25 protein-coding genes are annotated in these 21809 nt (G+C 63.2%); 13 read left to right on the top strand and 12 right to left on the bottom strand.

What is annotated here, in order from left to right; genetic code table 11:
- Positions 1–97: 97 nt before the first annotated feature.
- From LU684_RS21715 to LU684_RS21705, 3 genes are all read right to left on the bottom strand, one after another.
- Complete coding sequence (locus LU684_RS21715; RefSeq protein WP_016489072.1) at positions 98–1003, bottom strand: alpha/beta fold hydrolase; 906 nt, start codon at positions 1001–1003, stop codon at positions 98–100.
- Positions 1004–1179: 176 nt separating this feature from the next.
- Positions 1180–1866, bottom strand: a complete 687-nt coding sequence (locus LU684_RS21710) for an LrgB family protein (RefSeq protein WP_016489073.1) — start codon at positions 1864–1866, stop codon at positions 1180–1182.
- Positions 1856–2242 carry a CidA/LrgA family protein gene (locus LU684_RS21705; RefSeq protein ID WP_016489074.1) on the bottom strand — a complete coding sequence of 129 codons (387 nt, stop codon included), beginning with the start codon at positions 2240–2242 and terminating at the stop codon, positions 1856–1858. The genes LU684_RS21710 and LU684_RS21705 overlap by 11 nt, the downstream gene beginning before the upstream one ends.
- Positions 2243–2339: 97 nt before the next feature.
- Here LU684_RS21705 and LU684_RS21700 point away from each other — a divergent pair, with 97 nt between their 5' ends.
- Positions 2340–3233 carry a LysR family transcriptional regulator gene (locus LU684_RS21700; protein ID WP_016489075.1) on the top strand — a complete coding sequence of 298 codons (894 nt, stop codon included), beginning with the start codon at positions 2340–2342 and terminating at the stop codon, positions 3231–3233.
- 126 nt (positions 3234–3359) lie between these two features.
- Here the strand turns inward: LU684_RS21700 and LU684_RS21695 are convergent, their stop codons facing one another.
- On the bottom strand, positions 3360–3815 hold the full coding sequence (locus tag LU684_RS21695; protein ID WP_016489076.1) for a flavodoxin: 456 nt from the start codon (positions 3813–3815) through the stop codon (positions 3360–3362).
- A 116-nt stretch (positions 3816–3931) separates the two neighbouring features.
- Between LU684_RS21695 and LU684_RS21690 the strand changes: the two genes are divergently transcribed.
- Together LU684_RS21690 and LU684_RS21685 are read left to right on the top strand one after the other, a co-directional pair.
- Positions 3932–4360: a PAS domain S-box protein gene (locus LU684_RS21690; protein WP_060517415.1), complete on the top strand. Its 429-nt coding sequence runs from the start codon at positions 3932–3934 to the stop codon at positions 4358–4360.
- 59 nt (positions 4361–4419) lie between these two features.
- Complete coding sequence (locus LU684_RS21685; RefSeq protein ID WP_023047711.1) at positions 4420–5037, top strand: PilZ domain-containing protein; 618 nt, start codon at positions 4420–4422, stop codon at positions 5035–5037.
- Here the strand turns inward: LU684_RS21685 and LU684_RS21680 are convergent.
- Positions 5022–5957 (bottom strand): MerR family transcriptional regulator, encoded by a 936-nt coding sequence (locus LU684_RS21680; protein ID WP_016489079.1) that lies wholly within the window; start codon positions 5955–5957, stop codon positions 5022–5024. The two genes, LU684_RS21685 and LU684_RS21680, sit on opposite strands and share 16 nt — an antisense overlap.
- Before the next feature lie 218 nt (positions 5958–6175).
- Here LU684_RS21680 and LU684_RS21675 point away from each other — a divergent pair, with 218 nt between their 5' ends.
- The 4 genes from LU684_RS21675 to LU684_RS21660 are packed head-to-tail and all read left to right on the top strand — an operon-like array spanning position 6176 to position 8147.
- Complete coding sequence (locus LU684_RS21675; RefSeq protein ID WP_060517413.1) at positions 6176–6736, top strand: hypothetical protein; 561 nt, start codon at positions 6176–6178, stop codon at positions 6734–6736.
- A 33-nt stretch (positions 6737–6769) separates the two neighbouring features.
- Positions 6770–7507 (top strand): dihydromonapterin reductase, encoded by a 738-nt coding sequence (folM, locus tag LU684_RS21670; protein ID WP_016489081.1) that lies wholly within the window; start codon positions 6770–6772, stop codon positions 7505–7507.
- A gap of 9 nt (positions 7508–7516) precedes the next feature.
- Positions 7517–7813: a DUF1244 domain-containing protein gene (locus LU684_RS21665; RefSeq protein WP_010955294.1), complete on the top strand. Its 297-nt coding sequence runs from the start codon at positions 7517–7519 to the stop codon at positions 7811–7813.
- A complete protein-coding gene (locus LU684_RS21660) occupies positions 7806–8147 on the top strand; it encodes a HopJ type III effector protein (RefSeq protein WP_016489082.1) in 342 nt (113 codons plus the stop codon). Before LU684_RS21665 ends, LU684_RS21660 begins: the two co-directional genes overlap by 8 nt.
- Before the next feature lie 111 nt (positions 8148–8258).
- Here LU684_RS21660 and LU684_RS21655 read toward each other — a convergent pair whose 3' ends face one another.
- The 3 genes from LU684_RS21655 to LU684_RS21645 all read right to left on the bottom strand — a co-directional run bounded on the left by LU684_RS21655 (position 8259) and on the right by LU684_RS21645 (position 11639).
- Complete coding sequence (locus tag LU684_RS21655; RefSeq protein WP_016489083.1) at positions 8259–9161, bottom strand: alpha/beta hydrolase family protein; 903 nt, start codon at positions 9159–9161, stop codon at positions 8259–8261.
- Positions 9162–9322: 161 nt separating this feature from the next.
- Entirely contained in the window at positions 9323–10534 is a 1212-nt protein-coding gene (fabV, locus tag LU684_RS21650) for an enoyl-ACP reductase FabV (RefSeq protein ID WP_232895006.1), read from the bottom strand.
- Positions 10535–10784: 250 nt separating this feature from the next.
- Positions 10785–11639 (bottom strand): LysR substrate-binding domain-containing protein, encoded by an 855-nt coding sequence (locus LU684_RS21645; RefSeq protein ID WP_016489085.1) that lies wholly within the window; start codon positions 11637–11639, stop codon positions 10785–10787.
- Positions 11640–11774: 135 nt separating this feature from the next.
- Between LU684_RS21645 and LU684_RS21640 the strand changes: the two genes are divergently transcribed.
- Genes LU684_RS21640 through LU684_RS21625 form a run of 4 tightly spaced genes read left to right on the top strand, consistent with a single transcriptional unit; the run spans position 11775 to position 15909 of the window.
- On the top strand, positions 11775–12815 hold the full coding sequence (locus LU684_RS21640) for an agmatine deiminase family protein (protein WP_095116116.1): 1041 nt from the start codon (positions 11775–11777) through the stop codon (positions 12813–12815).
- Entirely contained in the window at positions 12812–13708 is an 897-nt protein-coding gene (gene aguB, locus LU684_RS21635; protein ID WP_023047706.1) for an N-carbamoylputrescine amidase, read from the top strand. The genes LU684_RS21640 and aguB overlap by 4 nt, the downstream gene beginning before the upstream one ends.
- Positions 13709–13710: 2 nt before the next feature.
- Positions 13711–14796: an extracellular solute-binding protein gene (locus LU684_RS21630; RefSeq protein WP_031311934.1), complete on the top strand. Its 1086-nt coding sequence runs from the start codon at positions 13711–13713 to the stop codon at positions 14794–14796.
- A gap of 3 nt (positions 14797–14799) precedes the next feature.
- Complete coding sequence (locus tag LU684_RS21625; RefSeq protein ID WP_016489089.1) at positions 14800–15909, top strand: agmatine deiminase family protein; 1110 nt, start codon at positions 14800–14802, stop codon at positions 15907–15909.
- 124 nt (positions 15910–16033) lie between these two features.
- On the opposite strand, the gene LU684_RS21620 is transcribed toward LU684_RS21625, so the two are convergent.
- Together LU684_RS21620 and LU684_RS21615 are read right to left on the bottom strand one after the other, a co-directional pair.
- Entirely contained in the window at positions 16034–16567 is a 534-nt protein-coding gene (locus LU684_RS21620; protein ID WP_016489090.1) for a cytochrome b/b6 domain-containing protein, read from the bottom strand.
- Entirely contained in the window at positions 16564–16830 is a 267-nt protein-coding gene (locus LU684_RS21615; protein WP_232895005.1) for a PepSY domain-containing protein, read from the bottom strand. The genes LU684_RS21620 and LU684_RS21615 overlap by 4 nt, the downstream gene beginning before the upstream one ends.
- A gap of 175 nt (positions 16831–17005) precedes the next feature.
- Between LU684_RS21615 and LU684_RS21610 the strand changes: the two genes are divergently transcribed.
- A complete protein-coding gene (locus LU684_RS21610; RefSeq protein WP_024718026.1) occupies positions 17006–18184 on the top strand; it encodes an acetyl-CoA C-acetyltransferase in 1179 nt (392 codons plus the stop codon).
- A gap of 168 nt (positions 18185–18352) precedes the next feature.
- Here LU684_RS21610 and LU684_RS21605 read toward each other — a convergent pair whose 3' ends face one another.
- Positions 18353–19153, bottom strand: a complete 801-nt coding sequence (locus tag LU684_RS21605) for a 5-methyltetrahydropteroyltriglutamate--homocysteine methyltransferase (protein ID WP_442964206.1) — start codon at positions 19151–19153, stop codon at positions 18353–18355.
- A gap of 208 nt (positions 19154–19361) precedes the next feature.
- Between LU684_RS21605 and LU684_RS21600 the strand changes: the two genes are divergently transcribed.
- Complete coding sequence (locus tag LU684_RS21600; protein ID WP_023047382.1) at positions 19362–20849, top strand: methylenetetrahydrofolate reductase C-terminal domain-containing protein; 1488 nt, start codon at positions 19362–19364, stop codon at positions 20847–20849.
- Here LU684_RS21600 and yjiA read toward each other — a convergent pair.
- Complete coding sequence (gene yjiA, locus LU684_RS21595; RefSeq protein WP_024718027.1) at positions 20809–21786, bottom strand: GTPase; 978 nt, start codon at positions 21784–21786, stop codon at positions 20809–20811. The two genes, LU684_RS21600 and yjiA, sit on opposite strands and share 41 nt — an antisense overlap.
- Positions 21787–21809: the final 23 nt, after the last annotated feature.

Genomic DNA, 21809 nt, shown 5'->3' with positions numbered 1-21809 from the left:
GGTTCAGGTAAGCCGAGTGTCCGCCGCAAGCAACGGGCGGACAACAAAGCTCACGCAGGCTGAATGCCTGGCAATAACGCAGGGCGATGCGGCCCGGTCAGGACCACGCCACTTTCTGCGGATAGAAGCTCACAGGCTGCTCACGAAAGGCCAGGTAGTGGCGCAGCACCTGGGCTGGCGCTTCAGTGTGCGGGTAATGGCCAATGCCCGGTAGCTGCACGGTGTCCGGTTCCGGCACCAGTTGCCGGTAGCGCTCAAGCATGTGCGTGCCGGAAAGCGGGTCGACCACGCCATTGATCAGGCGCAGTGGCACGCCTGAGCGCTGCATCGCCCCGACCCAGCGCTCGCGGTGCAATCTGCGCTCGGGCATATAGCCCACCAGCTTGTGCAGGATGCGCGTCCCCCGGTTGGCGGCAATCAGGCTCCAGAAATCATCCAGAGCACTTTCGCTGGGGTGGGTGCAAGGGCCGTAGACCTGCGTCACGTTGCGCACCAGGTCATCACGCCCGAACGAACGCCCGACCAGCCAGCCGAACCGGCTGAGTAGCAGTTTCTGGATAAGCAGCATGCGGCAGCTTTCGGGGAACAGCCCGCTGTTGAGGAAAACGCAGCTGGCAACCTCGGCACGCTGTTCATGGTGCCGTGCCAGCAATTCCTGGGCGACGCTGCCGCCGTAGTCGTGGGCCAGCAGGTGCACCGGCTGGTCGACCTGCAGGTGGCCAAGCAAAGCCTCCTGCAAGTCCGCCTGCTCCATCAGGCTGTAGGCGTGATCGACCGGCTTGGCCGAATCGCCAAAGCCCAGCATGTCGCAAGCGATCACCCTGAAGCGTTGGCTCAAAGGCCCCCACAAATAGTGCCAATCCCAGCTGGCGGTGGGGAAACCGTGTAACAGAAGCAGGGGCTCTCCTTGCCCTGCGGTCCAGTAGCGGATGCTCTGGCCCCGGAAAGTGAAACTCTGTCCCCGGGTACGCCAGACGCACAATGGAATTTCGGCCATAGGCATCAGAACGGTCCCGGTGATTTGGTGTTGGCGGAATAGGGCAAGGCTGCGGTCATTGCATGTCACCTCGGCACATACATGTGCTCTCTATGTCGAGGCAGAGTCTAGCCAGCAGGCCATGGGCTGAAACTTGCGTTGCCAGCCAGCTTGATGACTGAGCGAGTCAGTGGCACGAACGGTCAGAGCAGCATGGCCAGCAGCGGTGCCGCGAACAGGTTCAACAGCCCCGTCAGGACCATGACCAGCCCGGCCACCGAGCCTTCCTCGCGGCCTACCTCCTGGGCCCGGCTGACCCCGGCACCATGCGCGCCAACGCCGAACAGCGCACCCCGTGCCAACGGCGTGCGCAGCGGCAACCAGCGCAGCAGCACGCCACCGAACATGGCGCCGAGCACGCCGGTGAACATCACGAACACCGCCGTCAGCTCTGGCACCCCACCCAGGTCATGGGCCAAGGGCATGGCAAACGGCGTGGTGATCGAACGCGGCACCAGCGACAGGCTGGTTGCGTTGTCCAGCGCCAGCAGGTGCGCAAGGCCCCATGAGCTGGCGATCGAGGCACTGCTGCCCGCCACCATGCCCACCATCAGCGCCGGCCAATGGCGCGCCAGCATGGCCCGCTGCTGCCAGATCGGCACCGCGAAGGCCACGGTCACCGGGCCGAGCACGCTCATCAACCAGTGGGTGTTGCGGGCATATTCGGCATAGGCTGTATGCAGCGGCACTGCCACCGCCAGCAGTAACACTGGCACCAGGATCAACGGCGACAGCAGGTAGCGCTTGCTGCGCCGGTACAGCCAGCGGCTGCCCAGATACGCCAGCAGGGTCAGGGCCAACCAGAACAGCGGCATGGGTTCAAGGCTCATGGCGCAAACTCCAGCGGCACACCAGCTCCACGGTCAAAGCAGTCACCACCATCACCATCAGCGTGCTCACGGCGATCACCAGCAAAATGCGCCAGCCCTCTTCACGGATGAGCGAACCGTAATCAAGCAGGCTCATCAGCGCCGGGATGAAAAACAGCAGCATCTCGGCCATCAGCCAGCCAGCGCCCAATTGCAGCATGGCCGGCTTGAGCACACCCGAAGCGAACAGTATCAGCAACAGTGCCAGGCCCATCACGCCACCGGGGATCGGCCAGCCCAGCCAACTGGCGAGCTGGCCGCCGAGCAGGAACAAAGAACAAAGGATCGCCAGCTCGACAAGCAGGCGCAGGGCTTTTTTCATTAACGCGGGTTTCATGGTGCGGATTCCTCGACAAGCCCTCATTTTAAGATTCGGCTGCCTAGGCCAGAAGCGAATTGTTAGACTGGTCGCCATTCCATAATGGAATCCGAGCATGGAATTCAAACAACTGCGCAGCTTTATCGAAGTGGTCCAACGCGGCGGTTTTACCCAGGCGGCGCAAACCCTGCACATCAGCCAGTCGGCGGTGAGCAAGCAGGTAGCACAGCTGGAGCAAGATGTGGGCCAGCCGCTCCTGGAGCGCCAGGCCTCGCAGCTGCACCTGACGGCTGCCGGGCGCATTGTGCTGGAGCGTGGCGAGGCCCTGCTACGCCAACGCCAGGCACTGCTAAATGAACTCGACGACCTAAGCCAGATGGAGCGTGGCGAGCTGCGCCTGGGGTTGCCGATGCTGGGCAGTGACGCCTTGTTCGCCAGTTTGTTCGCCGAGTATCGGCGGCGCCACCCTAACATCGCGATCCAGTTGCTCGAAGGTGGCAGCCGTAACGTGGAGCAGGCGGTGAAGAGTGGCGAACTGGAACTGGGCGGCAGCCTGACGCCTAGCGACGAAACGTTCGACTACCAGCCGTTTTGCAATGAACCGCTGGATGCCCTGCTGCCGGCTGGCCATGCCTTGGCGGGCCTGGACGGGGTCGACCTGGGGCAACTGGCCGATACGCCGTTCCTGCTGTTTCAGCGCAGCTTCGTGCTCAATGACCGGCTGCTGAAGGCGTGCCAGCAGCAAGGGTTTATCCCGAAGGAAGGCGGCCGCAGTGGCCAGGCGGATTTTTTGGCAGCGCTGGTGGCAGCGGGCCAAGGCGTGGTGTTGCTGCCCCGGGTGGTGGCAAAAGCGCTTGAGCGCCCTGGGGTGGTGCGTTTGCCGCTGCGTTCGCCGCAGGATTTGCGGTGGGATATTGCCTTTATCTGGCGGCGCGGGGCGTACCTGTCACGGGCGGCGCAGGCGTGGTTGGCGTTGCTGCGCGAGTGGCCGGTGCCGGGCAGTAGCTAATGATTGAGCCAGTGCCGGCCCTTTCGCGGGTGAACCCGCTCCCACAGGGACACCACAGTTTGGGAAAACTGCGCCCTACATGTGGGGTTTACCCGCGAAGAGGCCAGGACACGCGAGCATGCCCCGTCAGGCTTTCAACGCTTGAAGCAGCTCCGCCAACCACGGTTCGGCATCGGCTTCCGGGGTCACCGTCTCGCTGGCATCCAGGCGCAGCATCGGCTGCACTTCGCGCACGCCCAGCTCGGCAAACAGCTCGCGCATTTGTTCGCCACCACCACAGTAGGTATCGCCATAGCTGGCGTCGCCCAGCGCAATCACTGCACCCGGCAGGCCACGCCAGGCCGCAGGCAGGGTGTCACGAATGGCGCTGTACAACGGCATGAGGTTGTCCGGCAGCTCGCCCATGCCGGTGGTCGAGGTCACGGCCAGCAAGGCGTCTGGGGCAAAACCTTCAAGGTCCTGCAAGGTGGCACGCGCCGCATGCCAGGCCTCCAGGCCTGCTGCCTTCAGCAGCGATTCGGCGTGACGGGCGACTTCTTCGGCGGTGCCATAGACCGATCCGGAAATAATGGCGACTTTCATCGGGTAGAGGATTCCGAAACTGAGTGAAAACGTAGGATACTAGCATTCAGCGCTGGCAAAAGGCCGCCTCTACCAAAGTCGCCGCCTTCAGCCTTTCTTTGCTCAATGGCCCAGACATGATCAACGCGCAATTGCTGCAATCGATGGTCGATGCGTCCAATGACGGGATCGTGGTTGCCGAACAGGAAGGCGACGACACCATCCTGATCTACGTGAACGCCGCCTTCGAACGCCTGACCGGCTATAGCCGCGACGAAATCCTCTACCAGGATTGCCGCTTCCTGCAGGCCGACGACCGTGACCAGCTTGGCCGTGCCCGCATCCGCAGGGCCTTGGCCGAAGGCCGCCCCTGTCGCGAAGTGCTGCGCAACTACCGCAAGGATGGCAGCGCGTTCTGGAACGAGCTGTCCATTACACCGGTAAGGCTCGAAAGTGAACGGCGATCCTATTTCATCGGGATTCAAAAGGATGTCAGCCGCCAGGTCGCACTGGAGCGCGAACTGGCCGAGCTGCGCGCTAGCCTGCTACCCGACGAACGCACCTGAACCAAGTACGCCACGCACGGTCAATACCGTTGAAGAAATCGCCACCACCGAGTTCGATCATGCAAGCAGACGCGCTCCTGACCCAGGACGAGCTGGATTTCATCCAGAGCATGCAGCATTCGCCACAGTTGAACCTGGCCGACTCGATGTCGAGCCTGCTGGTCAATGGCGACCGTCGCATCCAGAGCTTGCTGACCCGCCTGGTGGCCAACGAACAAGTGACTTTGCAGGCCCAGTTCAACAACCAGCAGATCAGCTTCCCGCTGCAGTTGGTGGAAGACGAGTTCCACGCCTTGCATCTGCAAGTGGGTTCACCGGAAATCTACGAAGACGGCCCCATGCTGCGCGCGTGGCGGCTGCCGATGGATACGCCCAGCCCGTTGCTCGACAGCCATGAGCAGCAAAGCGGCCTGTGGGTCCGCGACATTTCGTTCAAAGGTGTGCTGGTTGAGATCCGCGGCTTGCCAACAGCGCCCACCCGTTTCGAGTTGAACTTCGCACCGGGCGACATCAGCCCGATCGAACTGCATGGTGTGCTGGGCCGGCGCATCGGCCCGGACCTGGCAGCCTACGACCTGGGCCAGAGCCCGGCAGAAGAGATCGACCGCCTGCGCGACTACATCCTCCAGGCCCATCGCCGGGCGCACCCCGAACTGCACACTCAAGTATCGAGCTGACCGGCCAGAAACTGCCGCAAGCGCTGGCGCATCACACTACCTTGCGCCCCCAGACAGGCGATCTGGCTGCCTGCCAGGTGGTCCTGTGCCACTTCTGCAGCTTCGCCGGCCAGCAACAACGGGCATTCCAGTACCGCAGCCATGCGCACCAGTCGGCGGGTGAGTTCAGCCGTGGGTGGGTGGTGGGAAAACAGCACCAGAGCATCGGGTTCCAGGCGTTCGCAGACCAGCGCCAGCTCCTGCAGCGGCTGCCCGCTTGCCAAGGGCGTCACGCCAATCTCGTCGCTGCCCAGGCTCAGGCCGGTCACCAGTAATTCCAGTTCGTGGCATTGCCCTGGCAACGCTGCCAGCAGCACTGTGCGGCCACGCGGCACATGGGCGAGCTGCAAACGGGCAAATACCCGGCCACGCAAGAACTGGTCAAGGAACAGCCACTCGCTGGCCTGCCCATAGACGCCCTGCCCGGCCGCCAGGTCGTGCCAAACCGGCATGAACACCTCGGCGAACACTTGGTCCAGGGTGTTGGCAGCAAACACCTCGTCGAACAGCCGGTCCAGGCCGGCCATGTCAAACCGCTGCACGGCCTGACGCGCCTGGTGCTGCCAGCGCAACCAGGCGTCCGTCGCCCCGCTGACCTGCTCGGCAAGGGCATGGCCGCGAGCGAGGATGCTGCCCACTTTGCTCACCGCTACGCCGCGCTCAAGCCAGCCGAGGATACGGCGGATATCATCGATGTCCGCTTGGGAATAAAGACGGTGGCCACTGTCGGTGCGGGTTGGCTGAATCAGCCCGTAGCGGCGCTCCCAGGCACGCAGGGTCACGGCGTTGACACCCGTCAGTCGGGAAACTTCGCGGATCGGAAACAGCTCCTGCTGCTCAAGAGCCACTTCGATCAGCGGATCACGTCCATGTTCGTTCATCTGCACGGCGTACCCTGAGTGCGGAATTTGGGCGCTCATTCTACTACGCCGACACCGATCGCAGGGTGCAACCGTTTGCCGGCTGACATTTGCCGAAGATCACACAGGCGCGATAATCCGCGCCCGATTCTTGCATGCACACCTGCGTTGCCCACCACCCCGGGCCACGTAGCCAAAGGGGCCAGCTACCCGCCAGCCCCGTTGCCAGGAGATACACGATGTCTACCCCACCCGTCACCTTGATGGTGTCGCGCCGCGCCGCCCATGGCCGCTACCAGGACCTGCTGGCCTGGCTGCATGAAGGCGAGCAGCTGGCCACCGACTTCCCCGGCTACCTCGGTTCCGGCATCCTCGCCCCGCCCGCCGATGGCGACGAATTCCAGATCATTTTCCGCTTCAGCGACGAACCCACCCTGCATGCCTGGGAGCATTCCGCCTCGCGCCGGGCCTGGTTGCAGCGCGGCAACGGGCTGTTCGAGCGCCCCAAAGAGGCGCGCGTCAGTGGTATCGACGACTGGTTTGGCACCAATACGGTGCAAAAACCACCGCGCTGGAAGCAGGCCGTGGCCATCTGGTTGGCATTTTTCCCGGTCTCGCTGGCGTTCAATCTGCTGTTCGGCCCCTGGCTGGCGACGCTGGGCATGCTGCCCCGGGTAATGCTCAGTACCTTGGCCCTGACGCCGCTGATGGTGTACCTGTTCATCCCCCTGTCCACCCGCCTGCTGGCCAGTTGGCTGCATGCCTCCCCGGCCACCACTGGCGCCTTGCGCAGCCGCTGAACCCAGGCCATACAACAAGGAAACAGTTCGGGTATGCTGGGCGGCAACCAAAGGACAGACAAGTTGACCGCCCCGAACATGAACAGCCCCATTCTCGTTACCGGAGCCAGCCAGCGCGTCGGGCTGGCCCTGGCCCTTGAACTGGCACAGGCCGGCCATACGGTGGTCAGTGCCAGCCGCAGCGTCCATCCACAGACGGCCCACCCGAACATCGTGCACTTTCAGGCCGACCTGTGCCTGGCAGCCGATCGCCAGGCCCTGATCGATCACCTGCATACCCATTACGACGGCCTGCGCGCCATCATCCACAACGCCTCGCTGTGGCTCGATGACGGGCTCGACAACCTCGAGACCATGTTCCGCCTGCACGTCGAAGCGCCCTACCACCTCAATCTGGCCCTGGGCGACCTGCTGGCCAAGGTGGACAAAGCCGACATCATCCATATCTGCGACGAAACCTCTTCGCGCGGCAGCAAAAGCCACATCGGCTACGCTGCCACCAAGGCTGCGCTGCAGAACATGGTGCTGTCGTTCGCTGAAAAATATGCGCCCAAGGTGCATGTGAACGGTATCCTGCCCGGGCTGCTGATCCTCAAGGAAGGGGGCGACGAAGCCTACCGCCAGCAAACCCTGAAAAAGGCCCTGCTGGAGTTCGAACCCGGCGCCGGCCCACTGATCGAGACAGTCAAGTACCTGCTCGCCAGCCAGTACAGCACTGGCAGCCAGGTGGTCATCAACGGTGGCCGCCACTTGAAGAACCGCATGATCTGAGAGAAGCCCATGACCCCACAGCAACAGCTCGAACTCGAAGCCGCCGCGTTCCGGCGCCTGGTCGAACACCTGCAAAAGCGCACCGATGTACAGAACATCGACCTGATGAACCTGTCCGGTTTCTGCCGCAACTGCCTGTCCAAGTGGTACAAGGCCGCAGCTGACGAGCGCCAGCTCGACCTGAGCCTGGATGACGCCCGTGAAGCGGTGTACGGCATGCCCTACGCCGAGTGGAAAGCCCAATACCAGAAAGAAGCCAGCGCCGAACAACAAGCGGCGTTCGAAAAAGGAAAACCTCGTGACTGATCTGAACACCCTGCGCGCCAGCCTGGCCAGCGGCCACCATGTATTTGCCGATACCTTGGCGTTCATTGCCGACAATTACAGCTATCAGCCGCAGGCCTTCAACAACGGCGGCGTGGAGAACGCAGCCGGGCAAAACGAAGGCTCGTGCAAGACACTGGGCCTGGCGTTGCTGGAAGGGCTGAGCGATCAGGAAGCGCTGCTGGCCTTTGGCGAGCACTACCGTGATGTGCTGGCCACGCCTGAGGGCAGCGACCATGGCAATATCCGTGCGCTGATCGAGCATGGTTTGGCCGGTGTGAAATTTGCCGGGCAGCCGCTGTCGCGCAAGCCGTGAGACAAGCGGGGCTCTGTGGGAGCGGGCTTGTCCCGCGAACCCCGGCAAAGCCGGTGCCAGGCACCGCGTGGCTCCATTCGCGGGACAAGCCCGCTGCTACAGAATGCACCCTCAATCCATGAGGGTGCCAGGCCCACCTTCATCCAGCGCTCCCTGCATCAACCACTGCAAGGCCACCGGCCACAGGCTCTCGCGAAACCGGTCATGGAAAAACGCGAAATGGCCAATTTCCTCGACCGAAATATCCACAGGCGCGATACGCAGGTGCCGGGCCCCCTGTAGATAACTCAGCAAGCGCTCGGTCGCCGCCACAGTGCCAAACGGGTCATCGGTCAAGCTGATGGCCAGCGTCGCTGCCTGGACGTGGGCAAACGGTACCCTCTCAAGCCGGCGCCCACTTGGCCGGTGCTCATAGCGTGGCGTACGGGTGGTCCAGTCATCCACCACCCCCGCCGGGGTGTCTTCCATCCAGCCCAGGCGCTTGCCAGGGAAGTAGCCCAAAGCGCGGGTTAGCAAAGGCATCACCACATGCCATTTGCCGAACAGCCGCCAGCGTTGATCAGCCGCGTAATCGCGCCAGTAGGCAAACTGTGCGCCTACCATCACTACCCTGCGTATCTGGCCGGCCGACGGTGCCAGGCCGACTGCACAACCGCCAAAACTGTGCCCCACCACGTCTATTGGCTGGCCGGGGAAACGCTCGGTCGCATGCGCCAACATCGCTTCGAAGTCCAGACGGCCCCAGTCGCTCCACGATGCCTGGAAGCCACGCAACGAAGCCGGACGAGATTCACCGATGCCACGGTAGTCGTAGGTCAGCACATCGCAGCCCTGGGCAAACAGGTAGTCGGCAAAGCGGGAGTAATAGCGGCAGCGTACCGAAGTGGCCGCGTTGATGATCACCAGCGGGCGCTGGGGGTCAGGCTGGGCGTGACGCCAGCAGAAGCCGCCGAGGCTGTAGCCATCGGCTGTGGCCTGGCGAAAAGGGGTGGCGGGTTGGGTGAGGCTACTCATGGCGCATTCCCTGTTGTTGTGCGCCAAAACTAGCAAAAAATCTTGAACCTGTGCTGGCCTTATCGCCGGCAAGCCGGCTCCCACAGAATTCCACAGGCCATGAGGCTTGTGGTCTAGCTGCGGGAGCTGGCTTGCCGGCGATAGGGCCAGCCCGGTTCGGCTTACAGCTCGATGCAGTCGAACTTCACATCGGTGGCCACGTCGTCGTCATAGTTGACGTCAGCACGCTCGAAGCCGAACAGGTTGAGGAACTGCTTCTTGTAACCGGCATAGTCGGTCAGGTCGAACAGGTTCTCGGTGGTGACCTTTGGCCACAGGGCCTTGCACTCGTCCTGTACGTCGTCGCGCAGCTCCCAGTCGTCCAGGCGCAGACGGCCCTTCTCGTCGACTTCGGCCGGCGCACCATCGGCGCGATACAGACGGTCGCGGTACATACGGTCCAGTTGGTCCTGGGTGCCTTCGTGAACGCCTTTCTCCTGCATGATCTTGAAGACCATCGACAGGTACAGCGGCATCACCGGAATGGCAGAGCTGGCCTGGGTGACCACCGATTTCAAAACGGCCACATTGGCGCCGCCTTTCACTTCGTCGGCCAATTTCTTGTTCAGGCGCAGAGCGGTATCGTCCAGGTCCTGCTTGGCCTGGCCCAGCGCACCGTGCCAGTAGATTGGCCAGGTAATGTCGCTGCCGATGTAGCTGAAGGCCACGGTGCGAGCACCTTCGGCCAGCACGTTGGCGCCGGCAAGGGCATCGATCCACAGCTGCCAGTCCTGGCCGCCCATGACGGTGACGGTGTCGGCAATTTCCTGCTCGGTGGCCGGCTCGATGCTGGCCTCGATGATGGTGTCCTTGTTGGTGTCGATGGCAGTCGACTTGTAGGGCTGGCCGATCGGCTTGAGTGCCGAGCGAATGACTTCACCGGTCTGCGGCAGTTTGCGCACAGGCGAGGCCAGCGAGTAGATGACCAGGTCGACCTTGCCACCCATCTCGTTCTTGATCAGCTCGATGACTTTGGCACGGGCCTCGTCGGAGAAGGCGTCACCGTTGATCGACTTGCTGTACAGGCCCTCGGCCTTGGCAAACTTGTCGAAGGCAGCGGAGTTGTACCAGCCAGCAGTGCCGGCCTTGGTTTCGGTGCCTGGTTTTTCGAAGAACACGCCCAAGGTGTCGGCCTTGAAACCGAACGCTGCGGTGATACGTGCGGCCAGGCCGTAGCCACTGGAAGCACCGATGACCAGGACCTTTTTCGGGCCATCCTCGCGCACGCCCAGCTTGCGGGTGGCTTCGATCTGGTCACGGACGTTGAGCTCGCAGCCCTTCGGGTGAGTCGTGGTGCAGATAAAACCGCGAACCTTAGGATGAATGATGGCCAATGTCTGTACCTCGTCAGGTTTATGCCGGGGAAGCGCCGCGTGGGGCGATTCCGATTGATCAGAGGGTGAGACTACCCCCGCAGGTTATCCGACACATATTACGGGGTGAGCAAAAGGATGCAAAACCTGGGTTTACCTGTACCGGCCCTATCGTCGGCAAGCCAGCTCCCACAAGGACTGCGCAAACCTTCCGCCCTGTGGGGTACCTGTGGGGGCTGGCTTGGCGGCGATAGGGCCAGTAATGCCAACATCACTCTGAGGCCAAAGCACCTTTCAACCACTCCAGAAACTGCCGGGCCAGCGGATCTTCCTGACTGTCCCGATGCACCAGGCAAGCCCACGCCGGCCCCCGTACCCGCTGCGCCGACAACGCCTGCAGACGCCCCTCCTCCATCGCCCGCTGTGCCAGCAACTGGCTGACCAGGGCCACCCCCAGCCCCTCGCTCGCCGCATCCAGCAACAGCCCGGGATCGGAAAAATTCAGCCCCTTGCCCTGCTGCCCCACATCCTCGCCACCCTCCAGCTGCCAATGGCTCCAGTCCATCTCCCGCTCGCCATGCAAGGTAGTGCGCACAACCGAAGCGGCCATTGAAGGATGGCAGGCCGGGTACAGTTGATCCTGATGCAGCACGCTGAAGCTGCACTCGGCCTGGGCACTGAGGTCATCGCGGATGGCCAGGTCGATGGTCTCGGTGGCCATGTCCGGCACCTCGAAGCTGGTGAACAACCACAAGTCGACCTGCGGGCAACGCCGGTGAAAGTCAGCCAGCCGCGGCAACAGCCAATGCCTGGCAAATGCCGGGCTGGTGTTGACCACCAACTGGTCAGGCTTGCGGTACTGGTCAAGCCGACGAATGCCCACGGCCAGGTGCTGCAACAGCGATTGGGTGGTGCTGAGCAGGTCATGCCCGGCATCGGTCAGGCTCACGCTACGCCCGCTGCGGTGGAACAGCGGCTGCTCCAGGTAGGTTTCCAGGCTGCGGATCTGCTGGCTGATGGCCGACTGCGTGAGGTTCAGCGCCTCGGCAGCCTTATGGAAACTGCCCAGCCGCGCCGCAGCCTCGAAACCGCGCAGGGCATTAAGAGGTGGCCAGTGTTTAAGCATGATTGATAAGCCCTGCTAATCAGATGTGCGCTAAATCTATCGTTTGTCGCCCGCCAGGCCTAGCCATAGCATGAATACCAACACCCGCGACGGCGGGCTTCGTTGATAAAAATCCTTCATAGATCGGAGTTCACTATGCACCTGTTCCTCGACAGTGGCTGGCGCATGCCCGCCGAATGGGCACGTCACGCGGCAACCTGGATGATCTGGCCACACAATCAGGACTTGTGGGAAAGCGCCTGGAACGTGCGCCTGGCCGATGTACAGCAGGACTACGCTCGGGTCGCAGCGGCCATCGCTCGTTTCGAGCCGGTGAAGATGGTGGTCGACCCGTCTGCCGTGGCCAGCGCCCGCGCGCTCTGCGGTGCCAACATCGAGCTGATCGAACTGGCAGTGGACGACAGCTGGTGCCGTGACAGCGGCCCGAGTTTCGTCTGCCACCCGCAGCATGGCCTGGCCGGCCTGAGCTGGCGCTTCAATGCCTGGGGCGACAAGTCGCAGCATGGTCTGGACCGCAGCCTGGGCCGGCGCATCCTCGACCAGCTAGGCCTCGACGGTTTCAGCACCTCGCTATGCAACGAAGGTGGCGCGGTGCATGTCGATGGTGAAGGCACGCTGATCACCACAGAATCGGTGCTGCTTAACCCCAACCGCAACCCTGGTGTGAGCAAGGCCGAGTTCGAAGCCTGCTTTGCCCGCCATCTGGGCATCAGCAAGACCGTCTGGCTGCCGGGTGACCCGCAATACGTCACCGGCGACATGACCGACGGCCACATCGACGGCGTGTGTGCCTTCGCCCGGCCAGGCGTATTGCTGGTCGACGCCACGCATGATCAAGGCTCGTTGTACGCCGAAGTTGTGCGGGAAAACCGCCGTGCCCTGGAACTGGCCACGGACGCCCGGGGCCGACACTTCGAACTGCTGGACCTGTACGAAGCCACCGCCGCGGTCGACCATAACGCCGAAGTGTTCTGTGCGTCCTACACCAACTTCTACATCGCCAACGGCGCAATCATCATGCCGGCCTACGGCATCGCCGCCGACAAGGAGGCCGCTGCACAGCTGGCCCACGCTTTCCCGGGCCGGCAGATCGTACCCGTGCGTATCGACCACATAGCCCACGGCGGTGGCGGCATCCACTGCATTACCCAGCAGCAGCCGGAGGTACAGCCATGAGCCTGCTACGGGTGGCCACCACTCAGATGCCGTGCAGCTGGAACCTGCCCGATAACCTCGACCGCGCCGAACAGCTTGTGCGCCAAGCCGCTGCCAAAGGCGCCCAGGTGATCCTGCTGCAGGAGCTGTTCGCTACCCCGTACTTCTGCATCGAACAGGACCACCAGCACCAGGCCCTCGCCCAGCCCTACCCCGGCAGCCCGATGCTGCAGCGCTTCGCTGCGCTGGCCGGCGAGCTGGGCGTGGTGCTGCCGCTGAGCTGGTACGAGCGCGCCGGCAATGCCTTCTTCAACTCGCTGACCGTGGCCGATGCCGACGGCCGCCTGCTCGGGGTGTACCGCAAAACCCACATCCCCAACGCTATCGGCTACCAGGAGAAGGAGTACTTCAGCCCTGGCGACACCGGCTTCAAGGTCTGGGATACCGCCTTTGGCCGCCTGGGCATTGGTATCTGCTGGGATCAGTGGTTCCCCGAAACCGCTCGCTGCCTGGCACTGATGGGCGCCGAAGTGCTGTTGTTCCCCACCGCCATCGGCTCCGAGCCCGGCTGCGCCGAACTGGACTCACGCGACCATTGGCAGGTGGCCATGCGCGGCCACGCCGCCGCCAACCTGTTGCCGGTGGTGGCGGCCAATCGCGTAGGCGATGAAGTCGCCGCCAGCGACGCTTCGTTGAGCATGCGCTTCTATGGTTCGTCGTTCATCTGCGACCACAAGGGCGCCATGCTCGCCGAGGCCGACCGTGACAACGGCGGCATCTGGCTGCACGACCTGGACCTGGCACGCATGCGCGATGACCGCCTGAGCTGGGGCATCTACCGCGACCGTCGCCCGGAAATGTACGCCCCACTGCTGACTCTGGACGGCAAGCATCCACATACCCTGAGGGCCTGAGCATGAAACACCACGTTCTAGCCGCATTGGCGCTGGCCATTTGCGCCAGCCAGGCCCAGGCCGAACAGGCCGTTTTGCGCCTGTACAACTGGGCCGACTATTTTGCCGAGGACACCCTGAAGCAGTTCACGGCCGAAACCGGCATCCAGGTCATCTACGACGTCATGGACGGCAGTGAAGTACTCGAAGCCAAGCTGATGTCCGGGCGCAGTGGCTACGACCTGGTGTTCCCCGGTGACACCGTTGCCGAACGGCTGATGCGCGCCGGCAGCCTGCAGCCACTGGACCACAGCCGCCTTGAGGCACTGGACGACATCGAGCCTGGCCTGCGCCAGCTGCATGCCCGGTACCCCAGGGCCAGCCAGGCGACCGTCCCCTACACCTGGGGCACCATCGGCCTGACGGTGAATGCCGAGAAAGTCCGCCAGCGCATGCCCGATGCGCCGCTGGACAACCTCGACCTGCTGTTCAAGCCGGAGCTGGCGGCCAAGTTCGCCGACTGCGGTATCTCGGTCATCGACTCGCCCGACGAAGTGTTGGCTGTGGTCCTCAACTACCTGGGGCGCGAGCCACGCAGCGCCAAGCGTGAAGACTTGGCCGCCGCCAGCGAGCTGCTCAAGGCCATACGCCCGTATGTGCGCAAGTTCCAGTCGCAGCCGGTGACCGAACTGGTCAACGAAAACCTGTGCGTGTCCCTGGGCTATAGCGGCGACGTGATCCAGGCCCAGCGCACGGCCGAGGCCGCAGGCAAGCACCTGGACTTTCAGTACCGCGTGCCCCGCCAAGGCACCACGGTGTGGATGGACACCATGGCCATCCCGGCCGACGCCAGGCACCCGGAATACGCCTATCGTTTCATCAACTTCGTCATGCGCCCGGCGAACATGGCTGCCATCAGCAACTTCACCGGTTACCCCACTGCCAGCGCCAAGGCGCGCCAGGCGGTGGACCCACGCATGCGCGACAACCCCGATATCTACCTCGACGAAGCAACCTATGCCCGACTAATACCGGGCCGCGATATTCCACAGGCTGACATGCGGGCACGCATGCGCGTGTGGACACGCTTCAAGACTGCACAGGACTGAGCCATGCCAAGCCGTAGAACCTTCCTGCAACTGTCACTGGCGGCCGGCCTCGGCACCGGCCTTGGCTTGCCCCTGGGCCTGACTCGCGCCGACGAGCCCGGGCGCTGGCTCATGCCTGACGAGGGCGAACCGCAGCAGCGCGCCTTCATCGCCTTCGGCGCCCAGGATGTCATCTGGGAAGACTTCACCGCCGATGTGCAAGCTGCCCTGGGCCGCATAGCCCAAGCCATCGCGCGTTATCAGCCGGTCACCGTGTTCTGCCGGGCAAGCGAACGAAAGCTGGCCGAGCAGCACTGCGCCAGCCCGCGCACAAGCTTTGTCGAGTGCGAACTGGACGACATCTGGATGCGCGACATCGGCGCCAACTTCGTCCTCAATGACGACGGCGCGCTGGGCGCGGTGGATTTCAACTTCAACGGCTGGGGCAACAAGCAGCGCCACCGCAACGATGCACAGCTGGCCAAGCGGATCGCCACACTCGCCGGCGCGCGCTATCAGCGCAGCGAGTTGGTCGGTGAAGGAGGTGCCATCGAAGTGGATGGCCATGGCACCGGCATCATGACCGAAAGCAGCTGGGTCAATGCCAACCGCAACAAGGGCTGGAGCAAGGCCGAGGTCGAGGCCGAGCTCAAGGAGCGCTTGGGGTTGAGCAAGGTTATCTGGCTGCCGGGCATCGCCGGTGAGGACATCACTGACGGGCATGTGGATTTCTATGCCCGCTTCGTGCGGCCGGGGGTGGTGATTGCCAACCTGGACAACGACGCGGAATCGTATGACCACGGCGTGACGCGCAAGCATCTTGAGATTCTCAAGCGCGCCACCGATGCAGAAGGCCGGACGTTGCAGATTCATGTCGTGTCACCGCCACAGCGCGGGCGGCGTAACAGGTTCAGCAAGGGCAATGAAGACTTTGCGGCCGGATACGTCAATTACTTCGTGATCAATGGCGCGATCATCGCGCCGCAGTTTGGTGATGCGCAGGCGGATGAAGAGGCTCGGGCGTTGCTGGCGGCGTTGTACCCGGGGCGCGATATCGTGCAGCTGGATATTGATGCCATTGCCGCCGGGGGTGGCGGGATTCACTGTGTGACCCATCAGTGTCCGGCTGTTTGAGTTGTGTTGCCTGACCTGGCCTCTTCGCGGCTAAAGCCGCTCCCACAAGGGCCCCGCCGCTCTCAAGGGCTGTGTAATACCTGTGGGAGCGGCTTTAGCCGCGAAGAGGCCGGCACAGTTAAATTCAATCCCGGCGCCGTCGACGCCCGGTGATCATAGACAACGGCAGGTTCTCGCGCAGGCGCACACTCTCGTAGATCGCCGCCAGCACATGCACACACACCAACGCCAACACCGCATCGGCCAACCAGCTGTGCAGGTCGGTCGGCCAATCGGCGCCCCACAGCGCGTCCACCTCCTGGGACGCCCAGCCGGTCAGGACCAGCCCTGCGATACCGGTGAGCATCAACAGCATCACCAGGGCGCCAATTGGCGAATGCCCCAGGCGATGACAAGGCTCGCCGCGCAGCAGCGCACGGGCATGCACTGCCAGGCGCGCCGGGGTTGGCCAGAAATCGGCCCAGCGCGCACTGGGTGGCCCGACAAAGCCCCAGACCACGCGCACCACGACACAGGCCAGTGCGTAGTAACCCAGCCACTGGTGCCAGTCGTCACCTTCTTCGTTGAAAAAATAGTCGGCGAAGAACACACCGGCGATGGAGAGATGGCACAGCCGCAGGAGCGGGTCCCACAGCTGCACCGTGCCGTCGCTGTTCAATCGTGGTACTCGGACTTGACCGCCTTGCCGCTCACCGGGTCATGGTAGATCTCGACCTTGCGGCCATCCTTGTCGAGACCATAGATCTCGTAGCAGTTGCCCTTGGTAACCTTGAACTTGTTGATCTTGTAACCCTGCTCCTTGAGCTGGGCCTGGAACTTTTCCTGGTCTTGCCAGGTGCTTTTGTCTGAGGTGGTGCATTGGGTGGCGGCGAATGCTGTGCTGCTGCCGATCAGTAGCATCAAGGCGATGAGGGTGCGCATGGGTATGGGCTCCATTCAGTTGAGTGAAAACAGCACGGAATTCAGCTTAGTTGGATAGCCCGCCGAGCGCCCATTGATTTGTTTTTCACATCAATCCGAAAGAAAAACAAACTTAACAAATGAGCCAAAGCCACCGATGCTTGGGCATTACGCCCATCGCACGGAGAACAACAACATGAATGACGTGGTCATCGTCGCCGCTACCCGCACCGCCATCGGCAGCTTTCAGGGCGCCCTGGCCACGGTACCTGCGGTCGACCTCGGTGCCGCCGTGATCAAGCGCCTGCTGGAGCAGACCGGGCTGGACCCGGCGCAGGTGGACGAAGTGATCCTCGGCCAGGTGCTCACCGCCGGCGCCGGCCAGAACCCGGCGCGTCAGGCCGCGATCAAGGCCGGCTTGCCCTACAGCGTACCGGCACTGACCCTGAACAAGGTCTGCGGCTCGGGCCTCAAGGCACTGCACTTGGCCGCACAGGCCATCCGCTGCGGTGATGCCGATGTTGTGATTGCCGGTGGCCAGGAAAACATGAGCCTTGCCCCCTATGTGATGCCTTCAGCCCGCACTGGCCAGCGTATGGGCCATGGCCAGCTGATCGACAGCATGATCACCGATGGCCTGTGGGATGCCTTCAACGACTACCACATGGGCATCACCGCCGAGAACCTTGTGGACAAGTACGGCCTGAGCCGTGAACAGCAGGACGCCTTTGCCGCCGAGTCGCAGCGCAAGGCCGTGGCGGCCATCGAGGCCGGGCGCTTCAACGATGAAATCACCCCGATCGTGTTGCCGCAGAAAAAAGGTGAGCCCAAGGTGTTCGCCCAGGACGAACAGCCACGCCCGGACACCACCGCAGACTCCTTGGCCAAACTGCGTCCTGCGTTCAAGAAAGATGGCAGCGTTACCGCGGGCAACGCCTCCAGCCTGAACGACGGCGCCGCCGCCGTGCTGCTGATGAGTGCCGCCAAGGCCAAAGCCCTGGGCCTGCCGGTGCTGGCGAAGATCGCCGCCTATGCCAGTGCAGGGGTAGACCCGGCAATCATGGGTATCGGCCCGGTTTCAGCGACTCAGCGTTGCCTGGACAAGGCCGGTTGGCAACTGGCCGAACTGGACCTGATCGAAGCCAACGAAGCCTTTGCCGCACAGGCGCTGGCAGTGGGCAAGGTGCTGGAATGGGATGCTGCGCGGGTCAACGTGAATGGCGGGGCGATTGCCCTGGGCCACCCGATTGGCGCTTCCGGGTGCCGGGTGCTGGTGACCTTGCTGCACGAGATGATCAAGCGGGACGCCAAGAAAGGCCTGGCGACCTTGTGCATCGGGGGTGGGCAAGGCGTGGCGCTGGCGATCGAGCGCTGATCAGCAGGCCCGGCCTATTCGCGGGTAAACCCGCTCCCACAGGGACCGCACAAGTTTCAAGGTTTATGCTGTACCTGTGGGGCCAGGGACCACATGAATTTTCAAGGCTTGCACTGTACCTGTGGGAGCGGGTTCACCCGCGAAGAGGCCGGCACAGGCAGCCGATGATCAAGCCGCAGCGCGGTTCTGTTCCAGTGCAGCAGCCAGCACCGCGACTTCCTGGCACTTCTGCACAGCCAGGTCCAGCGGGCAGTGCAGCAGCGCACAAGATGGCGCCAGCCACAGCCGCTCTCCCAGGCGCTCATGGGCATCGTACAGCAGGTCCAGGGTCTGTCCCAGGTTGCAAGGCGCGGCGTTGACGCCGTCAACCAGGCCCAGCGAAAGCACTTTGTAGGCCGGCAGGCGGTCGAGGATGGTCACGTACTGGTCGGGTGCCTGCACCAGGTCGATGTGCAGGCCATCGACCGGCAGGTTGGCGGCCAGGCCGAGGTTGCCGCCAAGGCCACCCGAGTAGGTGGCAATCAGCTTCTTCAAGGGCGCGCGCTGAAGGATGTTATAGACGCGCTCGAAAGCGTTTTTCCAGTCTTGAGGCAGATCTTCGGCGAGAATCGGCTCATCGATCTGTACCCACTCGACGCCCAGCGCAGCCAGGCGGTTGAGATACTGGTCATAGAGCGGCAGCAGGGTCTCGAGGCGCTCCAGCTTGTCGGTCCCGTCGTTGTTTTCGCCCTGCCACAAATAGGTCAATGGGCCGATTACCACTGGCTTGACCGCGTGGCCCAAGGCCTTGGCTTGCGCCACTTCGTCGAAGAGTTGCGCCCAGCCAAGGTCGAACGGTTGGTCAAGCCAGGCAAAGTCGCCAACGGGCAGCAGTTCGATGCCGGCGTCTTTCTGCACCTGCCAGTGGCGGGCACGCAGCTCGCGGTTGCCACCGATGCGTGGAAAGCCCAGGTTGTGTGCCAGTGCCATGTCTTGTCCCTTCAGCATGCATAAATGAATGAGGGGATTGTCCGGTTGACAATGGTTTGAGACAAACTCATTAAATTTGAGATGAACCCAAGATTTTTTCATGATCATGCTGATGTCTCATTCAGAGCACCACCCTGCGCATCCGGACATGACCCCGCCCGCCTTGTGCCGCACAATGCCACCCTGACCACACCAGGTGCCCGGCCACATGAGCCTGCTGAAAACCGCGCTGCGCGAACAGAACTTCGTCTGCGTCATGGAGTTCGTCCCCAAGCCTTCCACAGAACGCTTCGCCGCCATGGAAGCGATCATGGCCCGTGCGCACCTGTGCGGCTGGCCGATGACCGTGGCCATCGGCGATCGCGTCGGCAGCCCGCTGGACATGTCGCCGCTGGACGCCCTCGCCGCTTTCAGCAACCCGGTACCTGCCTTGCCGCACTTTTCCGGCAAGGACCGCGAGCGTCACCACCTGCTCGCCCAACTGCAGCGTATGGACGCCGCGGGCCTCGACCAGCTGTTGCTGCTGACCGGCGACCGCCTGCCCGGCCACGAGCCCGGCCAGCGCCCCGTACGCTACCTGGAATCGGTCGCCGCCCTGCAGCTCGCCCGCCAGGCTTGCCCGCACTGGCTGCTGGGCGCTGCCCTGAACCCGTTCAAGTACTGTGAGGAAGAAGGCGGCGCCCAGTATTTCAAGGCCGAGAAAAAGCTGGCAGCGGGGGCCGACTTCCTCACGCTGCAACTGGGCTTCGACGCCGCCAAGCATCAGGAAGCCATGCACTGGATGCGCCGCCAGCCCACGCCCCTGCCCATGCTGGCCTGCCTCATGAGCCTTACCCACGGGCGTGCGGCCATGCTCGACCACGTGGCCGGCGTCACTGTCACCCCGTCCATGCGTGACATGCTCGAAGCGGAGACCGCGCAGTCCAAGGTGTTTGCCCAGGCGCGCAGTGTTGACCGCCTGGCCTTGCAGATCATCGGTGTAAAGCTGATGGGTTACGCCGGTGTGCACCTGTCAGGGGTTCACGAACTCAAACAGCTGCTGGCTCTGGAAGCCCGTATCGAGCACTGGCAAACCCAGGTCCACACGCTGGAGCAGTGGGCGCCCGCCTGGCAGGCCAGTTGGCAGATGCCCGGGCTGCCGGCGGTGATCTTCCATCCGCCGCAAGCGGCCTGGCGGCAGGGCGAATCGCGGGTCGATGCCTCCTTCAAAGAGAAAGCACGCTATCACCTGATGCACGGCATGCATTCGCTGCTGTTCAGCCGCCGCAATGGCTTGAGCAAGGCATTTGGCTGGGCGGTTCGCCGGCCGCTGTGGGCTACGCGCGTTGGTGCTCAGGTGTTGCACAAAGTGGAACGTGCGGTGAAACGGCCATGGGTGGGTTGCGATACGTGCGGCCGCTGCCGTCTGGAAGACACGCTGTACGTCTGCCCGGAAACCTGCCCCAAGGGCTTGGCCAACGGCCCTTGCGGCGGTACCGCACTGAACCGCTGCGAGTTCGGCGACCGCGAGTGCATCCACAGCGTCAAGTACCGCACCGCCAAGGCAGTGCGGCAGACCGCTGTGCTGACCGAGCGCCTGATCCCATGCATCGAGGTTGAAACCCGCCACCGCAGCTCGTGGCCGCAGTGGTTCCAGGCCGCAACGCCGCGGCGGGTCAGCCCGCAGCCAGCGCCTCGAAGCCAGCCCGAATCATAGCCTCGGGCAGTTCATCGGCGATGAACACCATCACGCTCTCACGGGGTTCACCCTCGGCCCACTGGGCGTCCCAGTCAAAGCCGTAGAGCTTGAGCACGCCCTGGAAGACCAGCTTGCGGTCTTCACCGGCGATGTTCAGCACGCCCTTGTAGCGCAGCAGCTGTTTGCCATGAGTTTCCAGCAACTCGTTCATGAAACCGCTGAGGCGGTCGATATCCAGCGCGGTTTCCGTGCGCAGCACCAGCGTCGAGATCCTGTCCGGCGTGGCGGGCTTGAGCACCGGGCGAAGCGCCGGTTTCAGGTTTGCGCCCAGGTCAGGGTTGAGGTTGAAACCACGCACATCCAGTAGCTCAGCCAGGTCGATGCGGCCGTGTTCGACGACACCGATGGCGGCCCGGCCATTGATGCGCGCCAGGCGCTCGCGCAGAGCCTGCACCGCAGCCGGTTCAGCCAGGTCGGTCTTGCTCAGCAGCAGGCGATCGGCAAAGCCGACCTGGGCCTGGGCGATGGTCTGGGTCAGGTGCAGTTCGGCATGAACCGCATCGACCAGGGTGATGATGCCGTCAAGGATATAGCGCTCACGCAGCTCCTCGTCGATGAAAAAGGTTTGCGCCACCGGCGCCGGGTCGGCCAGGCCGGTGCATTCGATGACCAGGCGCTCGAAGGCGATCTCGCCTGCGTCCAGGCGTTCGAGCAGCAGGTACAAGGCGCGCGTGAGGTCGCCGTGGATGCTGCAGCACACGCAGCCATTGGCCAGGGTCATCACCTGCACCGGCTCGTCGCCCAGCAGCTGGCTGTCGATGCCGGCCTCGCTGAATTCGTTTTCGATCACGGCAATCTTCAGGCCGTGCTCGGCCTTGAGCATGTGCTTGAGCAAGGTGGTCTTGCCAGCACCAAGGAAACCTGTGAGTACGGTTACGGGAATAGGCGTCTGCACGCAGAACATCTCCTGTGCGGAAA

It is taken from the genome of Pseudomonas sp. NMI542_15, assembly GCF_021283425.1.
GTDB lineage: Bacteria > Pseudomonadota > Gammaproteobacteria > Pseudomonadales > Pseudomonadaceae > Aquipseudomonas > Aquipseudomonas fortuita.
This window is presented reverse-complemented; position numbering and strand designations above follow the sequence as displayed.